Source organism: Streptomyces sp. SID13666 (assembly GCF_010548325.1).
Classification (GTDB): Bacteria; Actinomycetota; Actinomycetes; order Streptomycetales; family Streptomycetaceae; genus Actinacidiphila; species Actinacidiphila fildesensis.
In genome coordinates this window covers 18,304-42,772 of record NZ_JAAGLX010000017.1, presented here as the reverse complement: position 1 = coordinate 42,772, position 24,469 = coordinate 18,304, and the positions used below count along the sequence as shown (strand labels likewise).

The window sequence follows — 24,469 nt, the reverse complement described above, 5'->3', positions numbered from 1 at the left end:
GACGAAGACACCGAGACCGACAAAGGACCTTACGTGAACATCCGCTCCCTGTCCCGAGGAGACGGCGCGGTGATCGGAGCAGCGGCGCTGCTGCTGATCGCTTCGTTCCTGCCGTTCTTCTCCTTCGATAGCGCAGGCTCCGACAAGACGGTCAGCACATGGAGCGCGGCACTGTTCCCGCTGCTGCCGACCGTGACCCTCGCCGCACTGGCGGCCGCGGGCCTGATCGTCGCCGGCCGGGCGATGGTGCCCGCGGGCCGTCAGGTGGCTGGGCTGACCCTGGAGCAGTGGGGCACCGCGCTGGCGGTCTTCGTCGGCTGGTCGGCGCTGTGGTCGGCGTTCTCCACCGTCATCCCGGACCTCGGTGGCGGCGCCAACAACGACGGCGTCAGCAAGGGCGTCGGCGCTTGGCTGACGCTCGTCTTCGGCATCGCGCTCGCGGTCGTCGCCGTGCTGTCGTCCCGCATTCCGGCGCTGCAGGCCCCGCTCATGGGCGCCCCGAAGCAGCCGCAGCCGTACGGTGGCGCGCCCTACGGTGCGCCGCAGCCGGGTCTTGGCCAGCCGGGCATGCCGCAGCCGGGTATGCCGCAGCCGGGTGGCTACGGCTACCCCGGTGCTCCGGCGCCCGACCCGTCGTTCGGCGGACAGCCGCAGCCCCAGCCGCACGCCTTCGGCGGCCAGGCCCCGGCTCCCGCCCCGGCTCCGCAGTCCCAGCAGCCGGCGCAGGGCCAGCCGCCGCAGTCCGGTTCCTCGGACTTCACGGCGTTCTGGTTCGCGGTGCCGGTGCCGCGTCCGCTGTTCGCGGAGGACGGTTCGCCGACGCCGATCGCCGAGCTGGCGCCGGGTACGTGGTACCTGGCGGTGGAGCAGCGGGGTGCGGCGCTGATCGCGCAGACCCAGGACGGCCGACGTGGCGTGCTGCAGGACACGAGCGGTATTCAGCGCGGCTGACGTTCACGGCTGACGGCAGCATCTGCGGATGCGAGGTGGCCGTCCCTCGTCGTGCTTTATGAGCCCCCGCCCGGATTCCGGGTGGGGGCTCACGCGTCTTTCGCCGTCCCTGTCCGTGCCGTACAGTCCTGATCTGACGCATCGTCAGATGGGGTGAAGGGGCGGCGCCATGAGGCTCGGGCTGGCACTCGGCTATTGGGGGCGTGGGCCCCGTGCGCGTGATGTGGAACTCGCGCAGGAGGCCGAGCGCCTCGGGTACGACTCCGTGTGGACCGCCGAGGCGTGGGGGTCGGACGCTTTCACCCCGCTGACCTGGATCGCGGCGCACACGTCGCGGATCAAGCTGGGGACGGGCATCGCGCAGATGGCTGCCCGCTCCCCCACCGCCACCGCGATGCACGCGCTCACCCTGGACCATCTGTCCGGTGGCCGGATGATGCTGGGGCTCGGGCTGTCCGGGCCGCAGGTGGTCGAGGGGTGGTACGGGCGGCCGTTCCCGAAGAGCCCGTTGACCGCGACCCGCGAGTACGTGGACGTTCTGCGGCAGGTCTTCCGGCGGGAGGGGCCGGTCGAGCTCGCCGGGCGGTTCCACAGTCATCCGTACTCCGGCGAGGACGGTACGGGGCTCGGCAAGGCGCTCAAGCCGATCACCCATCCGCTCCGGGCCGATCTGCCGATCCTGCTCGGCGCCGAGGGTCCGAAGAACATCGCCCAGACGACCCGCATCGCGGACGGCTGGATGCCGCTGTACTGGTCGCCGATGCGTACCGATGTCTATGAGCTGTCGCTGGCCGAGGCTCCCAAGGACTTCATGGTCGCGCCCCTGGTACGGGCCCAGGTGTGCGACGACGTGGCCGAGGGGCTGCTGCCGGTCAAGGCGATGCTCGGCTTCTACATCGGCGGGATGGGCGCCCAGGCGAAGAACTTCCATGCCGACCTGATGGCCCGGATGGGGTACGAGGAGGAGGCGCGCCACATCCAGCGGCTCTTCCTGGACGGGCGCCGGGAGGAGGCGGTGCTGGCCGTCCCGGATGCCTTCGCCGACGAGATCTCGCTGGTCGGGCCGCGGGAGCGGATCGCGGAGCGGCTGGAGCTGTGGCGGTCGGGGCCGGTCACCGACCTGCTGGTGACCGCGCCCGATCCGGACACGCTCCGTGTGCTCGCCGAGTTGAACAGCTAGCGGAACCTAGCCCCCTAGCTGACCTGCCGACGGGATCTGGTCCTTGACCTCGGCGCCCGCCTGCTTGCCCGCCTCCTTCACCCCGTCGATCGTCTTCTGGAACGTGCTGACCACGTCGTCCGTCGAATCGCCCTTGCGCAGCTTGCTGGGCAGGTCCTTGAGGGCGTCGATGCCTGCGGTCAGCGGGGCCACCAGTTTGGAGAGCGTGGGGTCGCCCTTGGCGTTGTCCGCCGCGGCTTTGAGCCGGTTGTAGGCGAACGCCCCGGCCAGACCCGCCTTGACCAGGGCGAACGTCCGGCCGTCCGCGCCCTTCTTGAACGTCCCGGCGCGGTACGGCTTGATGATCCACTGATAGGTGGCGCCCGCCGCGAGCCCGGCGTTCGCGACGAAGCGGGTCTTGGCGAGCTTCTGCTTCTCGGCCGTGGTCGAGGCCGTCGGGCTGCCGGACACCTCGGTCTTCGCCTTGTCGTTGCACGCGGTCGTCGCGGTGAGGAGCGCGCCGCAGAGCAGCAGCGCGGTCAGCAGGCGGCGCAAGGGGATGCCGTTCGGCACGGTCGACCTCCGAGGACGTACGGGGCACACGTCCTCGCAGGATCACCCGGCCGGCACACCCCCGCCACTCGGGCCGCCGGAACCGCCGCACGGATCATCGGCGGCCGTCCAGGCCGTTCAGAACGCCGTACGGGCCAGCCAGTGGTCCAGCAGCTCGCGGTCGCCGAGCACCTGCACGCGGTCGCTGTCCAGCGGCAGCCGCCGGTAGAAGGCGAGCAGCAGGTCGGTGAGGGGAGCGCGCAGCGCCACGTCGCCCTTGGCGTGCTCGCGCCGCCAGGTGACGGATTCCGGGCCGCGTTCGATCACCCATTCGGCGACCAGTCCGGCCGGGCTGTCGGTGGCGTGCAGGTGCAGGGTCTGTCCGTGGCCGCGCAGTTCCGCGAGCTCCGGGGTCTGCTCGACGGCGAACGGATCGGTGATGATCTCCAGCCACTCGTCGATCGCGTCGGCGGCCAGCTCGGCCGGCGCGTGGTACTCGCTCCAGGTGGCCAGCGCGGCGTCCGCCCGGTGCACCAGGGTTTCCAGGACCATCCGGCGGGCCCAGAAGCCGGCTTGCTGCGGCCGCGCCCAGGTCCAGACCGGCAGTTCGGGGCCGGACTCGCGCAGCGTGGCGGCGAACCGCTCGGCGCCCTCGGCCAGCCAGCTGTCGAGCTTCTCGCCGGCGGGTGCCTCGTAGTCCGGCACCTGGTTCTCCGGGAGGTACTTCTCGGCCCTGGTGCCGACGATCGTCTCCGCCCAGCGGTGCGCCTGGCCGACGTGGGCCGCCAGTTCGTGCAGGGTCCAGCCCGGGCAGGTCGGCACCTTGGCGCCGGGGTCGGAACCGCGGAGTGTGTCACGCAGCCGGGCGGTCTCCTCGACGATCGCCGTGCAGTACGCCTCGTGCTCCAGCCAGGCCATGCGCCGCCATCCCTCGTCTACTTCATATCGAAAGGATTTTCCACCAGCAGTTTCAACCAGCCTAACGGGGCAAGGCGAGGGTCATGTCCAGACGCTACCGAGGCAATCCCGCAGCGGCGATCATTCTGATCGTCGCAGATGTCGCGGCCCTGATCCTGATCCTGTGGATACTCATGTATCTGCTCGACGCCAACAAGGCCAACGACCTGGTCAACTGGATCCACAATTCGGCGAATTGGCTCGCGGGCTGGTCCCTCGACCTGTTCACCATGGATTCGGACAAACTCCGCACCGTGCTGAACTACGGCCTGCCGGCCGTGGTCTACCTGGTCATCGGCCATGCCGTGGCCGGCCGGGTGAATCGGGCCTGATCCGGCAGCACGGAAGAAACCGGCCGAACGGCAGGCCGCCAGGGCCCGGCCACGCCCTGGCGGCAAGGTCTCCTGACAGCACGGCCGTACGGTCCTAGCAGCAGCCCGCGTCGTCCGGAGCCAGGCCGATCGGGAGCCGCTCGCCCCCGAAGACCGCGGTGGTCGCCTCGTCCCCCCCGAGCGCGGCCACCGCGAGCAGCAGTGCGCCGGCCGTCCAGGAAGTACGTTCCTCCGGCCAGACGGCGTCGTCGTCGTAGACGTAGCCCGTCCAGTACATCCCGTCGTCCCCGGTGCGCAGGTGCTGGATGTCGGCGAGGATCTCCACAGCGCGGTCGGACTCGCCCATCGCCCACAGGGCGAGGGCGAGTTCCGCGCTCTCCCCGCCGGTGACCCAGGGCCGGTCCGAGACGCAGCGGACCCCGAGGCCGGGCACCACGAAGGTCTCCCAGAGCGCCTCGATGCGTTCCTTGGCGGCCGGGCCACGCAGCGCGGTACCGAGGACCGGGTAGTACCAGTCCATGGAGAAGCGCCCCTTGTCGAGGAAGCGCTCGGGGTGGTGCAGCACAGCGTGGCCGAGCAGGCCGGTCGCCAGCTCCCAGTCGGGCTGCGGCTCCTCGCGGTAGTCCGCGACGGCCAGCGCGCAGCGCAGCGCCTGGTAGATCGAGGACGAGCCGGTGAGCAGCGCCTCTTCGGGGAAGCCGCCGTCGTCGTCGCGCTTCCAGGCGATCTGGCCGCCGGGCAGCTGGAGCGCGAGCACGAACTCCACGGCGGCGTAGAGGGTCGGCCACAGCCGTTCCAGGAAGGCGTCGTCGCCGGTGGACAGGTAGTGGTGCCAGATGCCCACGGCCACGTACGCGACGAAGTTGGTCTCGCGGGTCCGGTCGAGGGGCTCGCCCGGCGCGACGGCCGCGTCCGCGCCGGGTACGTCTCCGGCGTACGAGTAGGACGCGTACCAGGAGCCGTCGGTGTTCTGCCGGTCGGCGAGCCAGCGGTACGCGGCCTCGGCGCGGCCGTGTTCGCCCGCCGCGTCCAGGGCCATGGCCGCCTCGACGTGGTCCCACGGGTCGAGGTGCCCGCCGGTGAACCACGGTATGGCGCCGTCGGCCCGCTGGATCGCGGAGATGCCGGCCACGGTCAGTTCGGCCTGCTCGGCGGTGAGGACTCCGGGCAGGACGAGGTGTTCGGTGCGCCCCGGACTCGTCACGCGTCCACCCGCGCATCCAGCACGGGGGTGTGCGGCTTGGTGGCGTAGGCCACGAAGCTCTTGCCGATCAGCGGGTTGAGGGCCTGCTCGGCGACCTTGGTGGCCAGCGGCTTCTTCATGATGTCCCAGACCAGGAGCTTGTGGTACAGCTTCACCGGCAGGGCCTTGTCGTTGTCGACGCCGACGGCGCACTTGATCCACCAGTACGGGGAGTGCAGTCCGTGTGCGTGGTGGGTGCCGTAGGGCTGGAGGCCGGCCTCGCGCATCTTGCCGAGCAGTTCGTCGCCCCGGTAGATGCGGATGTGGCCGCCCTCGACCTCGTGGTAGGCGTCGGAGAGCGCCCAGCAGATCTTCTCCGGGCCGAAGCGCGGCACCGTGATCGCTATCCGGCCGCCGGGCCGCAGCACCCGCACCATCTCGGCGAGTACGCCCTTGTCGTCCGGGATGTGCTCCATGACCTCGGAGATGATCACGACGTCGAAGCTGTCGTCGGGGAACGGCAGTTGGAGCGCGTCACCCTCCATCGCGACGGCGGACGCGCCGGCCGGGGCCTCGCCCTCCGCCTTCATCGCCGCGAACCATTTGGCGACCTCGCGGATCTCGTCGCCGTTGCGGTCCAGGGCGACGACATTGGCGCCGCGCCGGTAGCACTCGAAGGCGTGCCTTCCGGCGCCGCAGCCCAGGTCGAGGACCCGGTCGCCAGGGGCGAGCGGGAAACGGGAGAAGTCGACGGTCAGCACGGAGCCTCTGCTTTCGTCCGGTGGGTCGGGGCGGGGGCGGCGGACTGGGCGGCGATCGCCGCTCGGTAGTGCTCGGCCGTGCCGATGGCGGCCTGTTCCCAGGTGAAGCGGCTGAGGACGCGCTGCCGGCCGGCCACGCCGAGGCGGCGCCGGAGGTCCGCGTCCCCGAGCAGCCGGCCCAGGGCGGTGGCGAGCGCGCCGGCGTCACCGGGCGGTACGGCGAGACAGGTCTCGCCGTCGGTCCCGGCGACCTCGGGGATCGCGCCTCCGGTGGTGGCGACCAGCGGGGTGCCGGTGGCCATCGCCTCGGCGGCGGGCAGCGAGAAGCCTTCGTAGAGCGAGGGAACGCAGGCGACCTCGGCACCGCGGATGAGGTCGACGAGTTCGGCGTCGGTGATGCCCTTGACGAAGTCGATGGCGCCTTCGAGGCCGAACCGGGTGATGGCGGCGGCGACCGGCCCGTCCTCGGCGCGCTTGCCGACGACGACGAGATGCGCGTCGGGTCGCTCCGCGCGGAGCTTGGCGAGCGCTTCGACGAGGTGGACCAGGCCCTTCAGCGGCACATCGGCGCTGGAGGTGGTGACGATGCGGCCGGGGATCTCGGGCACCGTGGCGTCCGGCGAGAAGAGCCGGGTGTCGGCGCCGATGTGGACGACGTGGACGCGGTCCTCCCGCACCCCCAGGTCCTCCACGATCTCGGCGCGGGAGGAGCCGGAGACGGTCAGCACGGACGGCAGCCGGCGCGCGACGCGCTTCTGCATCTGGGTGAAGCCGTACCAGCGGCGCACCGACAGCCGGCGCTTCCAGTCGGGCGCCGCGGCCAGGTCCAGCCGCCGGTCGACGGTGATCGGGTGGTGGATCGTGGTGACCAGCGGGGTGCCGAGCCCGAGCAGCCCGTAGCCGAGCGTCTGGTTGTCGTGGATCACGTCGAACTCGCCGCGCCGGGCCGCCAAGTGGCGCCGGGCGCGCAGCGAGAACGTCAGCGGCTCGGGGAAGCCACCGGTCCACATCGTGCCGACCTCGACCGCGTCGATCCAGTCGCGGTACTCGCCGAGCCGGGGATTGCGGAACGGGTCCGGCTGCCGGTACAGGTCCAGGCTGGGCAGCTCGGTGAGGGTCACTCCGGCACCGACGGCGTCGAGCACCGGATAGGGCTGGGCGCCGATCACCTCGACGGTGTGGCCGAGCCGGGCGAGCTCACGGGAGAGATGGCGTACGTAGACGCCCTGGCCCCCGCAGAAGGGGTTCCCCTTGTAGGTGAGCAGCGCGATCCGTAGTGGCATGGCCTCAACGGTCACTCCCGGCCCCCTTCTCACTCACTTCCGCCGGAGCGTAACCGGTCGCGCTAATCTAGAACAAGTTTCAGACTCGAACGTTCAGAACCGAATCTACCGGCAGCGGCACGGCCCCGAATGAGGCGGACCAGGTGATTCGCACCACGACATCTGTCCTGCCATCATGCAACGCAGTGCCACGGTGACCGCGGATTACGGATGGAATGTCACGGAATGGGACATATGACAACAGAACCCAAGCCGCCGACTCCGTCGTCGCCCCTGCTGACCGAACGTCAGGAGGCGCGCCGCCGTCGCATCCTGCACGCCAGCGCGCAGCTCGCCTGCCGCGGCGGTTTCGACGCGGTGCAGATGCGTGAGGTCGCCGAGAACTCGGGCGTCGCGCTCGGCACGCTCTACCGCTACTTCCCGTCCAAGATCCATCTGCTGGTCGCCACCATGCAGGACCAGCTCGGCCAGATGCACGAGACGCTGCGCAAGCGTCCGCCGGTCACCGCCGAGCCGGCCGACCGGGTCGCCGAGACGCTGATGCGCGCCTTCCGCGCGATGCAGCGCGAACCGCATCTGGCCGACGCGATGGTGCGCGCCCTGACGTTCGCCGACCGTTCCGTGAGCCCCGAGGTCGACACCGTCTCCCGGCTCACCACCGCGATCATCCTGGACGCGATGGGCCTGGACGGCCCGCCCACCGCCGACCAGCTCTCCGCGGTCCGGGTGATCGAGCACACCTGGCACTCGGCCCTGGTGACCTGGCTCTCCGGCCGCGCCTCCATCGCGCAGGTGAAGATAGACATCGAAACCGTGTGCCGGCTGATCGACCTGACGGCGCCGGAGCGGAGCGGCTGAAAAAGGCGCCTCAGGAACGGCACGCCCGGGACCTGGCGATACCGGCCGGGGGGATGTGCCGGAGGCACCCCCAGGTGGCCCCTGTCGCACGCACATTCCCAGCGTGCGGGGGGCACATGGGCGCACGGAATGCGCCTCCGTGCATCTCCTTGGCCGGATTGCGGGGCCATCCCTGACGACTTCGCGGGTACGAATGGGGTTGCTCGCACGGTCCGGTCCACGGGGTTCTCGAAGGGGCAAATGTGATCCGGGTTTTACTAGTACATGACACATGGCTGATGCGATCCGCGCTCGCGGCGCTGCTGGGCAGGGAACACGACATCGAGGTGGTGGCCACGCCATGGCGCAACGCACCGAGACGCGCTCGGTCGTTACGGCCTCAAGTGTGTGTGGTCGACGTCGAGTGTCCTGGTGCCGAACACGGCAACGTGGCCCAACTGACGGAGTTACAGGACTACGCGGTCGGCCAGGAATGTGCCCTGCTCGTCCTGGCCACCGCGAGCCGCCCGGGTCTGCTGCGCCGCGCGTCGCAGGCGCGTGCGCTGGGGTTCGTCAACAAGGACGCACCGCCGGAGGAACTGGTCCGCGGGATCAGGAGAGTCGCTACGGGGGAACGTTTCGTCGACAATTCGCTCGCTTTTGATTTCCTGCAGGCCGCCGACATTCCGCTGACCCCCCGCGAGTTGAGCGTGCTGTCACTCGCCGCCGAGGGCGCGTCCATCGGCGAGATCGCCCGCGTCCTGCACCTGTGCAACGGCACCGTGCGCAACTACATGGCCGCGATCACCCGCAAGACGGGCGCCCGGAACCGGGTCGACGCCATACGAATATCCCGGGTGGCCGGCTGGCTCTGACCAGTTCCCGACCAGGTCCCGGTAGAGCGCGGACCGCTCCAGGAGCTCCTCGTGGCCGCCGCAGACCGTATGCGTGCCGTCCATGACCAGCACCTGGTCCGCGCGCCGCGCCGAGCTGATGCGGTGCGCGATCACGATCAGCGCTCCGCCGCCGGGGCGGAGCGCGAAGGCCCGTTCCGCACGGGCCTCCGCCGCCGGGTCGAGATAGCAGGTCGCCTCGTCCAGCAGCACCAGCGGCGCGGGCGACAGATACACGCGGGTCAGCGCCAGCAGCTGCCGCTCCCCCTGGGACAACGTGCCCGGCTCGGCGATGCCGTCCAACCCGCCCATCCGGTCCAGCAGTTCCGACATCCCGACGGCCCCGGCCGCCGCGCACAGCCGGCTGTCGGGGACCGGCTCGGGACCCGGGCACAGGTAGGACAGGTTGTCGCGGACGCTTCCGGCGAAGACGTACGCCTCCTGCGGGATCAGCACCCGCATCCCCGGCAGTTCGGTGGCCGGCCGCTCCCGCAGCGGCCGGCCACCGAGTTCCACCACACCCGCACCCGGGTGCAGCAGCCCCCCGATGAGCCCCGCGAGGGTCGACTTGCCGATCCCGCTCGGCCCGACGACCGCCAGATGGCAGCCGCGCGGCACCACGAGGTCCAGCTCCCGGACCACCGGCTCGGCCAGTTCCCCGTAGGCGAAGGTGACACCGCGCAACTCCACGGCGGGGGCGGTGGGTACATCCCTGGGGGCAGACACGGGCGCATCCCCGACGGGCGCTCCGTCCTCCGGGTCCGGTGCGGCGGTCTGCGGTACCAGGCGGCCGAGGACGACGACGAAGCGCGAGCCGGCCGTGCCCAGCCCCTGGGTCAGAGCCTGCAGTGCGGGCAGCAGCGACTGGGTGAGGTAGGCGAGGGCGCCGACCAGCGCGCCCGCGGTCACCCCTCTGCCCAGCAGCCACGGCGCCGAGGCGAGCAGCAGGACGACGGGGAGCCGGCCGCCGACGCCCAGGGCCAGCGCGCGCAGCACTCCCCAGCGGGCGAGGACCCGTGACGCGCGGAATTCGGTGTCGATCCGCTGCGCGGCCTCCGCCGTCATCCGCTCCTCCGCGCCGCAGGCGGCGATGTCGCGGAGTCCGGCGGCCATCGCGCCCAGGCTCTCGGCCACGTCCTCGTTCGCGGTGAGGAAGGCCGCCTGGCGGCGGTTCATCGGCCGCAGCGTCAGGCAGAAGAGCCCGAGCCCCACGAACAGCGGCGGTACGACGACGAGCAGCAGGACGGGTGCCAGCGAGAGCAGCCCGATGAGGGCGCCCGCGACGGTGAACAGGAACGACCGCGACACCATCACCAGACCGGCGAACGTGTCGCGGGCGATCTCGACCTGTTGGGTCAGCCGCGAGACGACCGCGGTGTCCGCGCCGTGCGGGTCGCGTACGGCGTCGTCCAGGCCGCGGGCCACCACCCGCCGCACCAGGCCGTCGCGCAACGGTTCCACCAGGGCCGCGACCGCGCGGTAGACCCGGCCGGTCCCGAACGCACCCGCCGCCACGGCCAGCGCGGCCAGCCCCAGCCAGCCGAGACCCACCCCGGCGCGCCCGGCGAGGAACCCGTCGTCCAGGGCCCGCGCCAGAGCGAATCCGGTCAGGAACGTCTCGACGGCCTCCAGCACCGACCACCCGAGGAGCGCGCAGACCACCCGCGGCCGCCGCCGCAGGAAGCGGATCCCCTCGGCCCGCAGGCCGGAAGGAGCCCGGCCGCCCCGCCGCGTCACCACGATCCCGCCTCCTCCGCCGCCCCTTCCCGATCGCGTCGAGGATCGGGATCGGCAACGGGTTCGGGATCGGTCGGGGCGTGGAACACCGCCCGGTACTCCGGCAGCCGCCAGAGGTGGTCGTGCGGGGCGATGGCGCGGATGCGGCCGTCGTCGAGCCAGGCGACGAGATCGGCGCGGGCGGCGGTGGAGGCGCGGTGCGCCACGATCAGCCGGGAGCGGTCGGGGGTGGGGCTCAGCAGGGCGGCCGTGACCCGGAACTCGGTGACCGTGTCGAGACTGGACGTCGCGTCGTCGAGGATCAGCAGCCGGCCCGGGTGGGCGAAGGCGCGGGCGAGGCCCAGCCGCTGCGACTCTCCGCCGGACAGGAACGCGTCACCGCAGGGGGTGGCGTAACCCTCCGGCAGGAGCCGGATGAAGCTGTCGGCGCAGGCGGTGCGGGCGGCCTCGGTGACCGCGATCCCGGCGGGCTCGGGGACGCCGAAGGCGATGGTGCCGCCGATGGTGCCGCCCAGCAGCGCGGGCCGTTCGAAGGCGTAGCCGACGGCGCCGCGCAGTTCGTCGTGGGAGAGGCCGGAGAGCGGAACGCCGTCGAGCGCCACGGTTCCCCGGTCCGGGTCGGCGAGCCGCCCGGCGATCGCGGCCAGCACGGACTTGCCGGTGCCGGACCGTCCGACGAGGGCCACCGACGTGCCGCCGGGCAGCGTCAGATCGAGGTCGTCCAGGACGGCGCGGCCGCCGCGTACGGCGGTGATGCCGCGCAGTTCGAGCCGTCCCGTGCCGCCGGCCGGGAGGCGTTCCGTCCCGTAGGCGGTGGCCGGTTCGGCGAGCAGCTCGGCGAGCCGCCGGGCTGCGGTGCGACTGCGCACCAGGCCGTTGATCTGGCCCACGGCCATGCCGAGCGCGGTGGCGAGCACGGCGTACCGCGAGGCCGCCAGCAGGTCACCGACGCTCAAGTGACCCTGGGAGACCCGGAGCCCGCCGGCCGCGAGGACGGCGATCTGCAGCAGCGGGACGATGATGGCGGCCTGGGCGTTGGAGCGGCCCTGGACCTGCCACATCCGCAGCCCCTGGCGGCGCAGTTCCGGCAGCGGCTCCAGGACCCGGGCGATCTCGCGTTCGGTGGTCGCGGCGGCGGCGATGGTGCGGGCGCCGCCGAGGGCTTCGACGAGCCGGCCCGCGATCTCGCCCTGGGCGGTCTGGTAGCGCGCGACGCTGTCGGTGGCGCGCCGGACGAAGGCCCGCAGGGTCAGGGCGAGTACCGGCAGCCCGGCGAGGAACGCGACGGCGAGCCAGGGGTCGATGAGGGCGAGCGCGACGAGGCCGCCGACCGGGGTGATCACGGTGGCGAGCAGCGTGGCGAGCGCGGCCGGGGCGGTACCGGCGTGCGCGGCGTTCCCGATCAGCCGGGCGACCAGGTCGCCGGACGGGAAGCGGGAGGTGGCGCGCGGTCCGGTGGCCAGTACGTGGCGCAGCATCCTGCCGCGTACCCAGGCGGTGCCGCGGGCGTTGGTGACGCCGGTGATCAGCCCGTCGACGGCGTCGAGGAGGACGAGTACGCAGGTGAGGGCGGTGCACAGCAGGATCCAGTGGGTGGCCTGCGGGCCGCTGTCGCGGCTGAGCAGCAGGTCCAGGGTCCGGCCGAGGGCGGCCGGCAGGGCCAGCCCGATGAACGCCGAGGCGGTGGTGCAGAGACAGAGCGCGGCGCTGCGGCCCGCGCTGTGCCGGACCGCCGCGCGCAGCAGCCGGTCGGCCTCGGCCGCGACGGGCCCGGCGGATCCGGTGGCGGGCGTGGATCCGGTGGCGGCGGCGGTGGATGTCCCGGTGGCCCCGCTGGTCTCCGTACCGGAGGAGGTCGCCATGTGGTGGAGGTCCTCACCTCGTGCGCGGTGACGGGTACGGTCCCGGGCGGCATGAGGCCGCCCGGGACCGTGTCCGTGCTCAACTACCTACTGGTGTCACAGGCAGAGAAGAACGCTGCCGTGGCTGTTGGTGTCGCAGAGGAGGAGGCTCGCGGTGCTGAGGTCGCCGCCGCCACCGCCGCCACCGCCGTGGCCCTGCGGGATTTCCAGGCTCTGAAGGTCGAGAAGTGCCATGGTGTAGTCCTTTCGATCATGGGGACGGGGTTGTTGTTCCAGCCCCGGTGAAGGGGCTGCTCAGGGGCCGCGTGAGCGGCGGGAGGAACGGGAGGGCCGCGGGCTGTTCGCCCAGTGCCGCGCCGAGCGCGAGCAGGCAGCCGGCCGTTCCGGTGTTGAGGTCCATGGAGAGCCGCATCATCTGGTCGCCGGGGAAGGCAAGATGGCCCTGATAGGGCATCGCGTACCAGGAGAGTGCGGCGATCTGGGCGGCGAGGTGGCCGGGGGCCGCGTCCGGGGCCGTGGTGCGGCCGAGGTGCAGGATCATGCCGGCCCGTCCGTTGAACAGCCCGGGCTGCGCGTAGTAGCGCGATCTCGCGGCGGGCAGGATCCCGGTCCGCGCCCGTTCGAACTCCTCGTCGGGGCGGTGCGCGAGATAGTCGTCGAGGACCATGCCGATGCCGACGCTGCCCGCTCCGAGATACGGCATGGTGCGGAAGCCCTCGTTGACGAGCCAGGTGCCCTCCCGGTCCTGGCCGCACTTGGCGAGGTCCTGGCGCAGCGCGGTCGCGGCGAGGTCGAGCAGCTCGGGCGCGCCGGTCCGCTCGTACAGGCGCAGGAAGAGCAGGGCGGAGCCGGTGGCGCCGCGCAGCAGCCCGGTGTGGGTGCCGGGCTCGCCGGCCAGCCGGTCGGCGAGCAACTGGGCCGCTTCCACGGCCTGGTCCCGCAGTCCGCTCTCGCCGGTGGTCCTGGACAGGTGCTCAAGGGCCAGGCCCACGCCGGCGAGACCGCCGTACAGGTCGGGCACCAGGCGCTGCCACTTCTCGCCCAGCACGCGCTCGGTCAGATCGAGCGCGCGCGGGGTGTGGCCCAGCCGGTCGAGGACGAACGCGGTGCCGAGCAGACCGTCGTAGAGGCCGAGCAGGGTGCCGGGCGGCGGCGGGTCGGTGTGGCGCAGTAACCATTCCTCACCGGCTTCGTACCGCTCGGCGCCGGTCTCGGCGAGGGCGTACAGGACACCGGCGGCGCCGTGCGCCAGCCCGATCCCGCCGCCGTCGGAGAACTGGGCGACGTCGCCGGGGAACAGCCGGTCGTCGCGTTCCGGGGTCGCCGAGGCGAGGATCGCGGCGACCATCGAGTCGCGGCTGCGCGGCCAGTCGGCCGGCTCCACCGGTACGTACCGGGTGCGGCGGCGGGTGGCGGGGCCGGTTCCGGTGATGGTCTCGACGGCCTCGTCGAGGAACTCCCTGGGCACCGGGAACTGTTCGGCGATCACGTCCGCCAGGTGTACGGCCTTGTCGCGGTCCACCACCAGCAGCGTCGTCATCGGCAGGAACAGCGCCAGCCGCAGACAGGCGAGCGCGTACCGGTCCACCTCGAAGCCCCTGCGGTCCGCCGGGGCGATGAAGCCGGGGTGGGCCAGGGCCTGGCGGGTGTGCTCGTCGATGTGCGCGGCGGCCTCGAAGTCCAGCAGTGAGACGGACCGTTCGTCGGGCCCGACCATGATGTTGAACATGTGCAGGTCGTTGAAGACCACACCGCGGCTGTGCACGGCGGCGACGGCCTCCTCGACCGCCGCGTGGATGCCCAGCGCCCAGTCGGTGTAGTCGGCGACCGCCGAAGGGTCGGGATCGACGGAGATCAGCGGATGGCGCTGGGCGAAGAACGAGTTGAGGGTACGGCCCTCCAGGAAGTCCATCACCAGGAAGCGGTGGTCGCCCAGGACGAACCAGTCGCGGACCTCGGGGGCGATGCCCAGCCCCGACAGCCGTTCCAGGGCGGTCTTCTCGCGCTCCAGCCGGGCGACGGCGTCGGCCCCGTCGGCGGCCAGCCCGGCGTACGGCCTGGCCTCCTTGAGGACGACCTTCTCGCCGGTCCGCACGTCCTGACCGGTGTAGACACCGCCGCCGTTGGAGAAGTGCAGCGCGCTCTCGATGCGGTACGGGAGGTCGTTGGTGGTCGTGGCGTTGCGGGCGTCCAGATGCGGCTGGAGGAACGCGGGCAGCGTCACCCACGGCGGGACGTGGAAGGCCGGCTCCCGGCGGTCCGGTACGAGCACCCCGTCGGCGTCCTCGACCGCGGAGACCAGCACGCCCGAGGCGTCCACGCAGTACCGCTGGGCGAATCCGCCGTAGCGGACGTAGAGCGGTCCCTGGTTCCAGCGCAGGTCGCTGAGGATGTACGGGCCGGCCTCGCCGCCGAGCAGGTCCTCCAGCTCGCGGAGGATCGTGTGCAACTGCTCTTCACCCGACGGGTAGATGGTGATGCACTTGCCACTGGAGGCCCGCCCCGCGTACTTGGAGTTGCGCAGGTGCAGGGCGTAGGGGCCGGGTACGAACTTGAACGGTATGCCGCGCGGGACGCAGTGGTCCCAGACCTTGGCGATGGTCTTCTCGGCGTTTTCCAGACACGCGGAGACGTGGATCTTCCACCCCTGCGGGGGCGATCCGGGTCTGGGGACGCTGGTGTCGTCCACCGGCGTGAAGTGCAGCCAGTCACCGGAGCGTCCGGTGCGCCAGCCCTCGGGAACCGGGCGCTGGGCCGGCTCGTAGAGCGACGCACCGGATCCCTTGTCGGGACCGGAGCCCGTGGACAAGCGGTCCGGGGTCTCGTAGAAATACCTGTCGACTAGGCAGAAGACCTCGTACCGCTTGTCCATGACTCTCCCCCTCCGGCCTCGAGGTGCTGAGATTTTCACGTGGCCGAAACGGGGAACAGTCGCGTCCGTAACGAAACACCCGTGCAGAACGCATATGTGCGTAATGCACGGGTGCGCAGCCGCAGGTCAGGAGGTGTCCTGACCTGCGGCGGGACAGCTGTTCCGTTACTCCTCGGGCGGGAAGACCGGCTCGCCGGTGGCGAGCAGGGTGAGCGTGATCGCCTCCACCGGGCACCCTTCGGCCGCCGCCAGCACCTGTTCCGAGGCGTCGGACTCGGCGGCGGCGGGGTGGGACTGCCGGGCGCCGTCGAGGGTGAAGCCGTCCGGGGCCGCGTTGACGCACATGCCGGAGCCGATGCAGACCGTGCGGTCCACCTCGATGTGCCAGCGGTCGCCCATCAGCCCTCCGCCCCCGCCGTACCGGCCGGCGCCTGGTATCCGGCCGGCAGGTGGATCATCTTGTGCTCCAGGTACTCGCCGAAGCCCTCGGGGCCGAACTCCCGGCCCACGCCGGAGTTCTTGTAGCCGCCGAACGGGCCGAGCATGTCGAGGCTGAAGGTGTTCACCGAGTACGTGCCGGTGCGGACCTGGCGGGCGATGTCGATGCCGTGCTCGACGTCGGCGGTCCAGACGCTGCCGGACAGCCCGAAGTCGGAGTCGTTGGCGATCCGCAGCGCCTCGGCCTCGTCGTCGTACGGGAGCAGACAGATGACCGGGCCGAAGATCTCCTCGCGGGCGATCCGCATGGAGTTGCTGACATCGCCGAAGAGCGTCGGCTCCACGTACCAGCCGGTGTCAAGACCGGCCGGCCGGCCGCCGCCGGTCAGGACCTTCGCGCCCTCCTCCTGACCGATCTTGATGTAGTCGAACGAGCGCTGCTGCTGGCGCTTGGCGACCAGCGGGCCGACCTCGGTGGCCGGGTCGAGCGGGTCGCCGACGACCAGCGCGGAGGCGGCCGCCGCGAAGCGCTCGGCGATCTCGTCGTAGCGGGAGCGCGGCGCCAGGATCCGGGTCTGGGCCACGCACGCCTGGCCGTTGTTCATCCAGGCGGCCGAGGTGATGCCGGGGACGGCGGTGTCCAGGTCCACGTCCGGGAGGATGACGGCGGCGGACTTGCCGCCCAGTTCCAGCGTGACGCGGGTGAGATTGCGGGACGCGACCTCCATCACCCGCCGGCCGGCCCCGACCGAGCCGGTGAACGAGACCTTGTCGACGCCGGGGTGGCCGACCAGGTACTCGCTGACCTCGCGGTCGGCCGCCACGACGGACAGCACGCCGTCGGGCAGCCCGGCCTCCTTGGTGATCTCGGCCAGCACATACGCGTCGAGCGGGGTCTCCGGCGACGGCTTCAGCACGACGGTGCAGCCGGTGAGCAGCGCGGGCGCGAGCTTGGCGGCGGCGGTGAACTGCGGGACGTTCCACGGCACCACGGCCGCGACGACCCCGACGGGCTCACGGCGGACCAGGATCGGGCCGAGGACGCCGGTGCGGTGCTCCTCGTAGGGGAAGTCGCGGGCGACGGTGATCGCCGCGTCCCACACCATCATCGCGCCGAGCGACTGGGCGAGGATGCTCCACGAGTAAGGGGAGCCGTTCTCCGAGCTGATGAGACGGCCTATCTCGTCGTACCGGACGGCGATGGCGTCCTTGATGCGGGTGACGACGGCGATCCGCTCGTCGAGGGTCATCCGCGGCCACGGACCCTCGTCGAACGCCTTGCGGGCCGTGGCGACCGCGCGGTCCACGTCGGCGCGGGAGGCGTGCGGCACCCGCCCGATGACCTGCTCGGTGTGCGGGGAGATGACCTCGATGGTCCCGCTGCCGAGCGGGTCCACCAACTCCCCGCCGATGAACAGCTGTCCGTGTTCGATGAGGTCGGTCATTACTGGTGCCTCCTGCGGGTCGGCCCATACCTGACGCTGTTTCAGAACTGATACCAGTTCTAGTTATAGTGGGCAATGACTTCGTCGGCGAGAGGGGACCAGATGGTGCGCGTGACCGACCACGGCGGAGGGGTCTGGAGCATCCCGGTCCCGATCCCCGACAACCCCCTCGGCCACACGCTCGTCCATCTCCTGGACACCGACCGCGGTCCCGTACTGATCGACACCGGCTGGGACGATCCGGACTCGTATGCCGCGCTGGAGGCCGGGCTCGTCGAGGCGGGCACCTCCGTCGCCGAGGTGCACGGTGTCCTGATCACCCACCACCACCCCGACCACCACGGGCTGTCCGCGCAGGTCCGCGAGGTGTCCGGCGCCTGGATCGCGATGCACTCCGCCGACGCGGACGTGGTGCGCCGCACCCGGTCCGCCGAGCCGGCCCGCTGGCTGACCTTCATGACGGCCAAACTCACCGCCGCCGGCGCCCCCGAGGAGCACATCGCCCCGCTGCGCGCCGCCCGCGAATCGGGGCGGATGAGCACCCTGCCGGGGCTGCGGCCCGCGCTCCCGGACCGCGACATCGAACCCGGCGAGCTCGTGGACCTCGCCGGCCGGCGGCTGCGCGCCATCTGGACGCCCGGCCACACCCCCGGGCACGTCTGCCTGTTCCTGGAGGAGAGCCGGCGGCTGTTCTCCGGTGACCATCTGCTGCCGGGGATCTCCCCGCACATCGGGCTGTACGAGGACCCCGACGACGAGGTCGAGACCGATCCGCTCGGCGACTACCTGGCCAGCCTGGAGCGCATCGGCCGGCTGAACCCCGACGAGGTGCTGCCCGCCCACCAGTACGCGTTCAAGGACGCGGCCGGCCGGGTGCGGGAGCTGCTCGACCACCACGAGGAGCGGCTCGCCGGGCTGGCGGCGCTGATCAGTGACGCACCGCGCACCCCCTGGCAGCTCGCCGAGGTGATGGAGTGGAACCGCCCCTGGGAGCAGATCCCGTTCGGCTCCCGCAACATCGCCGTCTCCGAGGCCGAGGCCCATCTGCGGCGGCTGGTGAAGGCCGGCCGCGCCGAGGCCGTGCCCGGCTCCGACCCGGTCACCTACCAGGCGGTCTGACGGCACGGGCGGCCGGGGCGCGGGCGGGCCGGGACCGGGAGCGGCACCCGCAGGGCATACGATGTTCGGGACAATTCCATCCACGTCCGAGCGGGGGAAGCCGGCGCGAATCCGGCACTGACCCGCAACCGTGAGCCGTCCCCCAGGGCAGGGGCGGCGAGTCGGAGTACCCGCGCGGACGGGAGCGGCTCCCGGTCCGGCAGATGCGGCGACGTATCGGCGGCGACCGGCACCGTCGAGGTAGCGACCTGCGGAGACATAGGGAGCGGATCAGCGAGCGGCGTCATGCGGCTGCGCATCCAAGGCGGAGGAGGAAGGCGACGCGGAGCGTCGTCGACCGACGACAACGCCGGAGGCGCGGCCGCAGGGCGTCGCGAGCCCGCTCCCTATGTCTCCCCAGGTCGCAAGGAGCCGGAGCCCGGTGCCCCGCGCTATGCGCGGGCTCGCAGCGGTGCGCCCGGCCACGCACCCGCTCAGCGAAAGGCATCAACCCCTCATGAACCTCCGTCGCAGCGCCGCCGCGCTCGCCGCCGCCACCGTGCTCGGTATGGCCGCGGTGCCCGCAGCCTCCGCCGACACCCCGCTGCCGCCGGGTCTCTACGGCACCGGGGACCCGACGTACGACGGGGTGTGGCGGCAGTCGTACGCGCTGCTGGCGCTGGACACCGCCGGGGTGCGGCCGGCCGACAGCGCTGTCACCTGGCTGACCGGTCAGCAGTGCGCGGACGGCGGCTTCCCGTCGTACCGGGCCGACCCGGCGAAGGCCTGCGACGCCAAGACGGAGGACACCAACGCGACGGGCATCGCCGTGCAGGCGCTCACCGCGCTGGGCGGCAAGGACGCCGTGGTGAAGAAGGCCACCGACTGGCTGACCTCGGTGCGCAACAAGGACGGCGGTTGGTCGTACAACCCCGGCGGCGCCTCCGACCCGGACTCCACCTCTGTCGTGATCGGCGCGCTGGCGGCCGTCAAGCAGGACGTGAAGGCGTCGCAGGACAGCCTCAAGGCCTTCCAGTTCGGCTGTGACGCCAAGGCCGCCGACCGCGGCGCCTTCGGCTACCCGATGAACGGCAAGCTCACGGTGAACGCCAAGGCCACCGCCGACGCGGTGCGCGGCGCCCGCGGTGCGGGCTTCGTCGTCACCGCGCCGACCGCGAACACGGCCGCGAAGGCCCCGGACTGCGCGTCGCCCGACGCCTTCAAGACGCTCGACGCGGCCGGTTCGGCCTCGGCCGGCGCCGCGTACCTGACCGCGCAGCTCACCGCGGGCGGCGCGCACCTGACCGCCGTCACCCCGGGTGCGGACAAGCCGACGCCGGACTACGGCACCACCGCCGACGCCGTGGTCGCGCTGGCCGCGGGCGGCAACCTCGACACCGCGAAGACGTCGTACGACTGGCTCGCGAAGAACTCCGCCGTCTGGTCGAAGGGCAACCCCGCCGCCCTCTCCCAGCTGGTCCTCGCCGCCCACGCGACGGGCAACGACCCGAGGAGCGCCGGCGGCGCGGACCTCGTCCAGCAGCTGACCAACCTCGGCCCGAAGCCGGCCGCCGCGGCGAGCGCGAGCCCGTCGCCGTCCGACAAGACCGAGAAGAAGGACGGCAAGTCCTCCTCCGCCACCTGGTGGATCGTCGGGGTCTTCTTCGTCGCCAGCATCGGCGTCGGCTTCCTCGTCAGCGGCCGCAAGAAGAAGCAGGGCTGATGCCGCGCCCCCGGCTGCGGGTCCTCGCCGTCCTGCTGGCGCTCGGCGCCCTGCTCGCCGTCTCCGCCCTGCCCGCACAGGCCGCCGCGTACCGCTACTGGTCGTTCTGGCAGCGTTCAGGCGACACCTGGACGTACGCGCAGACCGGTCCCGCGCTGGACCGGCCCGCCGACGGTTCCGTGGAGGGCTGGCGCTTCGCGGCCAGCGCCGAGGCCCAGGACTCCTCGAAGCCGCGTGACGTCCCCGGCGCCACGTCGTTCGCCGCGATCTGCACGGGCACCCCGCCCAAGGGCGGCACCAAGCGCATCGCCCTCGTGCTGGACTTCGGCACCGCCGCCGACGCGGGCGGCGGTGCGGCACCGCCCGCGCCCCGTACCGCGTGCGCCCAGGTCCCGGGCGACGCGACGGGCGCCGACGCGCTCGCCGCCGTCGCCAAACCGCTGCGCTACAACTCCGCGGGCATGGTGTGCGCCATCGCCGGCTACCCGAAGACGGGCTGCGGGGAGCCGGTGGCCGAAGGCTCGGGCGGCTCCGGCACGGCATCGGCGTCGAAGACACCCGCGCCACAGGCGTCGGGCGATGGCGGCGGTGACGGCGGGGGTCCCTCGGTCGGTGTCGCCGGCATCGCCGCCGTCCTCGCCCTCGGCGGGGCGGCCCTCTGGCAGGCCCGCCGCCGGCGCGGATGAACACCGGGGTACGCCGGAACACCGCCGGCCGCGGGGCCGCCGTCGCCACCCGGTCGACCGCGCTGCACGCCGGGGCGTGGTGGCTGTGGGCGCTGGGGCTGGCGACGGCGGCGTCCAGGACCACCAATCCGCTGCTGCTCCTGCTGCTGGTCGCGGTCGCGGGCTATGTGGTCGCCGCCCGCCGCACGGACGCGCCCTGGGCGAAGTCCTACGGGGCGTTCCTGAAGCTGGGCCTGGTGGTGCTGGCGATCCGGCTGGGCTTCGCGGTCCTGCTCGGCTCGCCGATCCCGGGGACCTACGTGCTCTTCCGGCTGCCCGAGGTCCCGCTGCCCGACTGGGCGCGGGGGGTCAGGCTGGGCGGGAAGGTGACCGCGGAGGGTCTGCTGTTCGCGCTGTACGACGGCATGAAGCTGGCCACCCTGCTGGTCTGCGTGGGCGCGGCGAACGCGCTCGCCAACCCGGCCCGGCTGCTCAAGTCGCTGCCGGGCGCGCTGTACGAGGCGGGTGTCGCGGTCGTCGTGGCGATGACCTTCGCTCCGAACCTCGTCACCGATGTGCAGCGGCTGCGCGCCGCCCGCCGGCTGCGGGGCCGCGACGACCGCGGGGTGCGGGCGCTGCTGCAGGTCGGACTGCCGGTTCTGGAAGGGGCGCTGGAACGGTCGGTGGCGCTGGCCGCCGCGATGGACGCGCGCGGCTACGGCCGGTCCGCCGACGTGCCGGCCGGGATACGCCGGACGACGGCCGCGCTGACGCTGGGCGGGCTGCTCGGCGTGTGCGCGGGGACGTACGCGCTGCTGTCCGCGTCCGGCGCCGGGTACGGCGTGCCGGTGCTGCTGCTCGGGCTGGTCTCGGCGCTGGCGGGGCTGCGGCTCGGCGGCCGGCGGTCGATCCGCAGCCGCTACCGGCCCGACCGGTGGGGCGCGCGGGCCTGGCTGGTCTCGGGCTCCGGGATCGCGGTGGCGGCGCTGATGATCTATGCGGCCTCGCACGATCCGCTGGCGCTGGCCCCGCCGACGATCCCGCTCGCCGCGCCCACGCTGCCCCTGTGGCCCGCGCTCTCGATCCTGATCGGGCTGCTGCCGGCGTTCGTCGCACCGCCCCCGGCGCTGCCCCGGCCCACCCCGGTGTCCCCCGCCCCGCAGGTCGTCCCGGCCCCGCGCGTGATCCCGACCCGGCGCGTCATCCCGAAGCCGAACTCGAAGGAGGACCGCACGTGATCCGCTTCGAGCAGGTGTCCGTCCGGTACGACAACGCCGCAGAGCCCGCCGTCGCCGGAGTGGACCTCACCGTCCCCGAGGGCGAACTGTGCCTGCTCGTCGGGCCGTCCGGAGTCGGTAAGTCGACTCTGCTGGGCGCGGTGTCCGGTCTGGTGCCGCACTTCACCGGCGGGGTCCTGTCCGGCCGGGTCACGGTGGCGGGCCGTGACACCCGGACGCACAAGCCGCGCGAACTCGCCGATGTCGTCGGCACCGTCGGCCAGGATCCGCTGTCGCACTTCGTCACCGACACCGTCGAGGACGAACTCGCCTACGGCATGGAGTCGCTGGGCCTGGCGCCCGCCACCATGCGCCGCCGCGTCGAGGAGACCCTCGACCTGCTGGGCCTGGCCGAACTGCGGGACCGGCCGATCGCCACGCTCTCCGGCGGCCAGCAGCAGCGCGTCGCCATCGGCTCGGTGCTCACCGTCCACCCCAAGGTGCTGGTGCTGGACGAGCCGACGTCCGCGCTGGACCCCGGCGCGGCCGAGGAGGTGCTGGCCGTGCTGCAGCGGCTGGTCCATGACCTGGGGACGACGGTGCTGATGGCGGAGCACCGGCTGGAGCGCGTCGTGCAGTACGCGGACCAGGTGATCCTGCTGCCCGCCCCCGGTGCCGCCCCGCTGCAGGGCGCGCCCGCCGACATCATGGCGCTCTCCCCCGTCCACCCGCCGGTGGTGGCGCTGGGCCGCCTCGCGGGCTGGTCGCCGCTGCCGCTGTCGGTACGCGACGCGCGCCGGAAGGCCGGACCGCTGCGTGAGCGGCTGGCGGACCGTACTCCCCCGGCCGCGCCCGTGCTGCCGGCCGCTGCCGCACCGGTGGCGGTGCTCGACCGGCTCTCCGTCCGCCGGGGCAGGACCGAGGCGCTGCGCCAGGTGTCGCTGACCGTCCGGCCGGGCGAGACCGTCGCGCTGATGGGCCGCAACGGAGCGGGCAAGTCGACACTGCTGTCCACGCTCGTGGGCCTGCACACCGCCGCCTCCGGCACGGTGACCGTCGGCGGCCTGGTCCCGTCCAGAACGAAGCCGGGCGAGCTGATCCGGCAGGTGGGCCTGGTACCGCAGGAGCCGCGGGACCTGCTCTACGCGGACACCGTGGCCGGCGAGTGCGCGGCCGCCGACCAGGACGCGCACGCCGCGCCCGGCACCTGCCGCGCGCTGGTCACCGCGCTCCTGCCGGGCGTCCTCGACGAGACCCATCCCCGTGATCTCTCCGAGGGCCAGCGGCTGGCACTGGCGCTGTCCGTCGTCCTGGCCGCCCGGCCGCCGCTGCTGCTGCTCGACGAGCCGACCCGTGGCCTCGACTACGCCGCCAAGGGCCGGCTGATCGCGCTCCTGCGGGCGCTGGCGGCCGACGGCCATGCGATCGTACTGGCCACGCACGACGTCGAACTGGCCGCCGAACTCGCCCACCGGGTGGTGATCCTGGCCGACGGCGAGGTGGTCGCGGACGGCCCGACCGCCGAGGTCGTGGTCTCCTCCCCCGCCTTCGCCCCCCAGGTCTCCAAGATCCTCGCGCCGCTCCCCTGGCTGACGGTCCCGCAGGTCGCGCTGGCCCTGGAGGAGTCGTCATGACGCCTCCCGGAACGCCTCCCGAAACGTCTCCCCGACCGCGACCGCGCGCCGACCGCCAGGTACGTCCCATCCGGCTCGGTCCGCGCTCCGTCGTCGCGCTGGCCCTGATCTCCGCGATCGGCATCGCCCTGTTCGGCTGGCCGCTGCTCGCCGACCCCGGCACCGGGCTCGCCCACAGCAAGGACGCCCCCTGGCTGTTCGCCGCGCTGCTGCCGATGCTGATCGCCGTGGTGATCGCGACGATCGCGGACGGCGGGATGGACGCCAAGTCGATCGCCATGCTCGGCGTACTGGCCGCCGTCGGGGCCGCCCTGCGCCCGCTGGGCGCCGGCACGGCCGGCATCGAGCCGATGTTCTTCCTGATGGTGCTGTCGGGACGGGTGCTCGGCCCCGGATTCGGCTTCGTACTGGGAGCCGTGTCGATGTTCGCCTCCGCGCTGCTCACCGGCGGCGTCGGACCGTGGATGCCGTTCCAGATGCTCTCGATGGGCTGGGTCGCGATGGGCGCGGGCCTGCTGCCCCGCCCCGACACGCTGCGCGGCCGCGGCGAGCTCGCGATGCTCGCGGCGTACGGCGTCTTCTCGTCGATCTTCTACGGCACGGTCATGAATCTGCAGGGCTGGGTGACCATCGGAGGGCTCTCCTCCGGGATCTCCTACGTCGGCGGCGACCCGGTCCTCGACAACCTCGGCCGTTTCGTCGCGTACTGCCTCGTCACCTCGCTCGGCTGGGACCTCCCACGCGCCGCCGTCACCGCAATCCTCACGCTCACCCTCGGCGCGACGATCCTCAAGGCGCTACGCCGAGCCACGCGCCGCGCCGCGTTCGAGGTGCCGACCAGTTTTCAAGCGCCGGACGGCTGATGCAGCC

The 24,469-nt window shown here is 72.5% G+C and carries 21 protein-coding genes, 1 pseudogene and 1 riboswitch; of the genes and pseudogenes, 11 read left to right on the top strand and 11 right to left on the bottom strand.

The window, feature by feature from the left end:
- The first annotated feature begins 33 nt into the window (after positions 1-33).
- Both G3I60_RS22160 and G3I60_RS22155 read left to right on the top strand, forming a co-directional pair.
- Positions 34-951 carry a DUF5336 domain-containing protein gene (locus tag G3I60_RS22160; RefSeq protein WP_164296720.1) on the top strand — a complete coding sequence of 306 codons (918 nt, stop codon included), beginning with the start codon at positions 34-36 and terminating at the stop codon, positions 949-951.
- Positions 952-1,120: 169 nt separating this feature from the next.
- Positions 1,121-2,131: an LLM class F420-dependent oxidoreductase gene (locus G3I60_RS22155; RefSeq protein WP_138357675.1), complete on the top strand. Its 1,011-nt coding sequence runs from the start codon at positions 1,121-1,123 to the stop codon at positions 2,129-2,131.
- 6 nt (positions 2,132-2,137) lie between these two features.
- Here the strand turns inward: G3I60_RS22155 and G3I60_RS22150 are convergent, their stop codons facing one another.
- Positions 2,138-2,683 carry a hypothetical protein gene (locus tag G3I60_RS22150; RefSeq protein ID WP_138357676.1) on the bottom strand — a complete coding sequence of 182 codons (546 nt, stop codon included), beginning with the start codon at positions 2,681-2,683 and terminating at the stop codon, positions 2,138-2,140.
- A 117-nt stretch (positions 2,684-2,800) separates the two neighbouring features.
- Positions 2,801-3,580 carry a maleylpyruvate isomerase family mycothiol-dependent enzyme gene (locus tag G3I60_RS22145; RefSeq protein ID WP_138357677.1) on the bottom strand — a complete coding sequence of 260 codons (780 nt, stop codon included), beginning with the start codon at positions 3,578-3,580 and terminating at the stop codon, positions 2,801-2,803.
- A gap of 83 nt (positions 3,581-3,663) precedes the next feature.
- On the opposite strand from G3I60_RS22145, the gene G3I60_RS22140 reads away from it, so the two are divergent.
- Positions 3,664-3,951: a hypothetical protein gene (locus tag G3I60_RS22140; RefSeq protein ID WP_138357678.1), complete on the top strand. Its 288-nt coding sequence runs from the start codon at positions 3,664-3,666 to the stop codon at positions 3,949-3,951.
- Between the two features lie 94 nt (positions 3,952-4,045).
- Here G3I60_RS22140 and G3I60_RS22135 read toward each other — a convergent pair whose 3' ends face one another.
- Genes G3I60_RS22135 through G3I60_RS22125 form a run of 3 tightly spaced genes read right to left on the bottom strand, consistent with a single transcriptional unit; the run spans position 4,046 to position 7,178 of the window.
- A complete protein-coding gene (locus G3I60_RS22135) occupies positions 4,046-5,155 on the bottom strand; it encodes a prenyltransferase (protein WP_138357679.1) in 1,110 nt (369 codons plus the stop codon).
- Positions 5,152-5,895, bottom strand: coding sequence for a class I SAM-dependent methyltransferase (locus tag G3I60_RS22130; protein ID WP_138357680.1), 744 nt, complete (start codon positions 5,893-5,895; stop codon positions 5,152-5,154). Before G3I60_RS22130 ends, G3I60_RS22135 begins: the two co-directional genes overlap by 4 nt.
- Positions 5,889-7,178: a glycosyltransferase family 4 protein gene (locus G3I60_RS22125; RefSeq protein ID WP_164296718.1), complete on the bottom strand. Its 1,290-nt coding sequence runs from the start codon at positions 7,176-7,178 to the stop codon at positions 5,889-5,891. Before G3I60_RS22125 ends, G3I60_RS22130 begins: the two co-directional genes overlap by 7 nt.
- A 234-nt stretch (positions 7,179-7,412) precedes the next feature.
- Between G3I60_RS22125 and G3I60_RS22120 the strand changes: the two genes are divergently transcribed.
- Together G3I60_RS22120 and G3I60_RS22115 are read left to right on the top strand one after the other, a co-directional pair.
- Complete coding sequence (locus G3I60_RS22120; protein ID WP_164296716.1) at positions 7,413-8,036, top strand: TetR family transcriptional regulator; 624 nt, start codon at positions 7,413-7,415, stop codon at positions 8,034-8,036.
- 278 nt (positions 8,037-8,314) lie between these two features.
- Positions 8,315-8,890: a DNA-binding response regulator gene (locus G3I60_RS22115; protein WP_164296714.1), complete on the top strand. Its 576-nt coding sequence runs from the start codon at positions 8,315-8,317 to the stop codon at positions 8,888-8,890.
- Between the two features lie 270 nt (positions 8,891-9,160).
- On the opposite strand, the pseudogene G3I60_RS46850 reads toward G3I60_RS22115, so the two are convergent.
- The 6 genes and pseudogenes from G3I60_RS46850 to G3I60_RS22085 form a co-directional block, all read right to left on the bottom strand.
- A pseudogene (locus G3I60_RS46850) lies at positions 9,161-9,973 on the bottom strand (ATP-binding cassette domain-containing protein); the annotation flags it as partial.
- 668 nt (positions 9,974-10,641) lie between these two features.
- On the bottom strand, positions 10,642-12,507 hold the full coding sequence (locus G3I60_RS22105; protein ID WP_164296712.1) for an ABC transporter ATP-binding protein: 1,866 nt from the start codon (positions 12,505-12,507) through the stop codon (positions 10,642-10,644).
- Between the two features lie 96 nt (positions 12,508-12,603).
- A complete protein-coding gene (locus G3I60_RS22100) occupies positions 12,604-12,741 on the bottom strand; it encodes a SapB/AmfS family lanthipeptide (protein WP_164296709.1) in 138 nt (45 codons plus the stop codon).
- Between the two features lie 16 nt (positions 12,742-12,757).
- Positions 12,758-15,379 (bottom strand): class III lanthionine synthetase LanKC, encoded by a 2,622-nt coding sequence (gene lanKC, locus G3I60_RS22095; protein ID WP_164296707.1) that lies wholly within the window; start codon positions 15,377-15,379, stop codon positions 12,758-12,760.
- Between the two features lie 165 nt (positions 15,380-15,544).
- Positions 15,545-15,778: a ferredoxin gene (locus G3I60_RS22090; RefSeq protein ID WP_138357684.1), complete on the bottom strand. Its 234-nt coding sequence runs from the start codon at positions 15,776-15,778 to the stop codon at positions 15,545-15,547.
- Positions 15,778-17,262 (bottom strand): aldehyde dehydrogenase, encoded by a 1,485-nt coding sequence (locus tag G3I60_RS22085; protein WP_138357685.1) that lies wholly within the window; start codon positions 17,260-17,262, stop codon positions 15,778-15,780. The genes G3I60_RS22090 and G3I60_RS22085 overlap by 1 nt, the downstream gene beginning before the upstream one ends.
- 102 nt (positions 17,263-17,364) lie before the next feature.
- Here G3I60_RS22085 and G3I60_RS22080 point away from each other — a divergent pair, with 102 nt between their 5' ends.
- From G3I60_RS22080 to G3I60_RS22055, 6 genes are all read left to right on the top strand, one after another.
- Positions 17,365-18,381 (top strand): MBL fold metallo-hydrolase, encoded by a 1,017-nt coding sequence (locus tag G3I60_RS22080; protein WP_138357686.1) that lies wholly within the window; start codon positions 17,365-17,367, stop codon positions 18,379-18,381.
- A gap of 65 nt (positions 18,382-18,446) precedes the next feature.
- A riboswitch (cobalamin riboswitch) is annotated at positions 18,447-18,574 on the top strand.
- A 303-nt stretch (positions 18,575-18,877) separates the two neighbouring features.
- Positions 18,878-20,083 (top strand): prenyltransferase/squalene oxidase repeat-containing protein, encoded by a 1,206-nt coding sequence (locus tag G3I60_RS22075; protein WP_164296705.1) that lies wholly within the window; start codon positions 18,878-18,880, stop codon positions 20,081-20,083.
- Positions 20,083-20,769 (top strand): SCO2322 family protein, encoded by a 687-nt coding sequence (locus G3I60_RS22070; protein WP_164296703.1) that lies wholly within the window; start codon positions 20,083-20,085, stop codon positions 20,767-20,769. The genes G3I60_RS22075 and G3I60_RS22070 overlap by 1 nt, the downstream gene beginning before the upstream one ends.
- On the top strand, positions 20,766-21,986 hold the full coding sequence (locus G3I60_RS22065; protein ID WP_164296701.1) for a CbiQ family ECF transporter T component: 1,221 nt from the start codon (positions 20,766-20,768) through the stop codon (positions 21,984-21,986). Before G3I60_RS22070 ends, G3I60_RS22065 begins: the two co-directional genes overlap by 4 nt.
- Positions 21,983-23,599 carry an ABC transporter ATP-binding protein gene (locus G3I60_RS22060; RefSeq protein WP_138357690.1) on the top strand — a complete coding sequence of 539 codons (1,617 nt, stop codon included), beginning with the start codon at positions 21,983-21,985 and terminating at the stop codon, positions 23,597-23,599. The genes G3I60_RS22065 and G3I60_RS22060 overlap by 4 nt, the downstream gene beginning before the upstream one ends.
- On the top strand, positions 23,596-24,462 hold the full coding sequence (locus G3I60_RS22055) for an ECF transporter S component (RefSeq protein ID WP_164296699.1): 867 nt from the start codon (positions 23,596-23,598) through the stop codon (positions 24,460-24,462). Before G3I60_RS22060 ends, G3I60_RS22055 begins: the two co-directional genes overlap by 4 nt.
- Positions 24,463-24,469 lie beyond the last annotated feature (7 nt).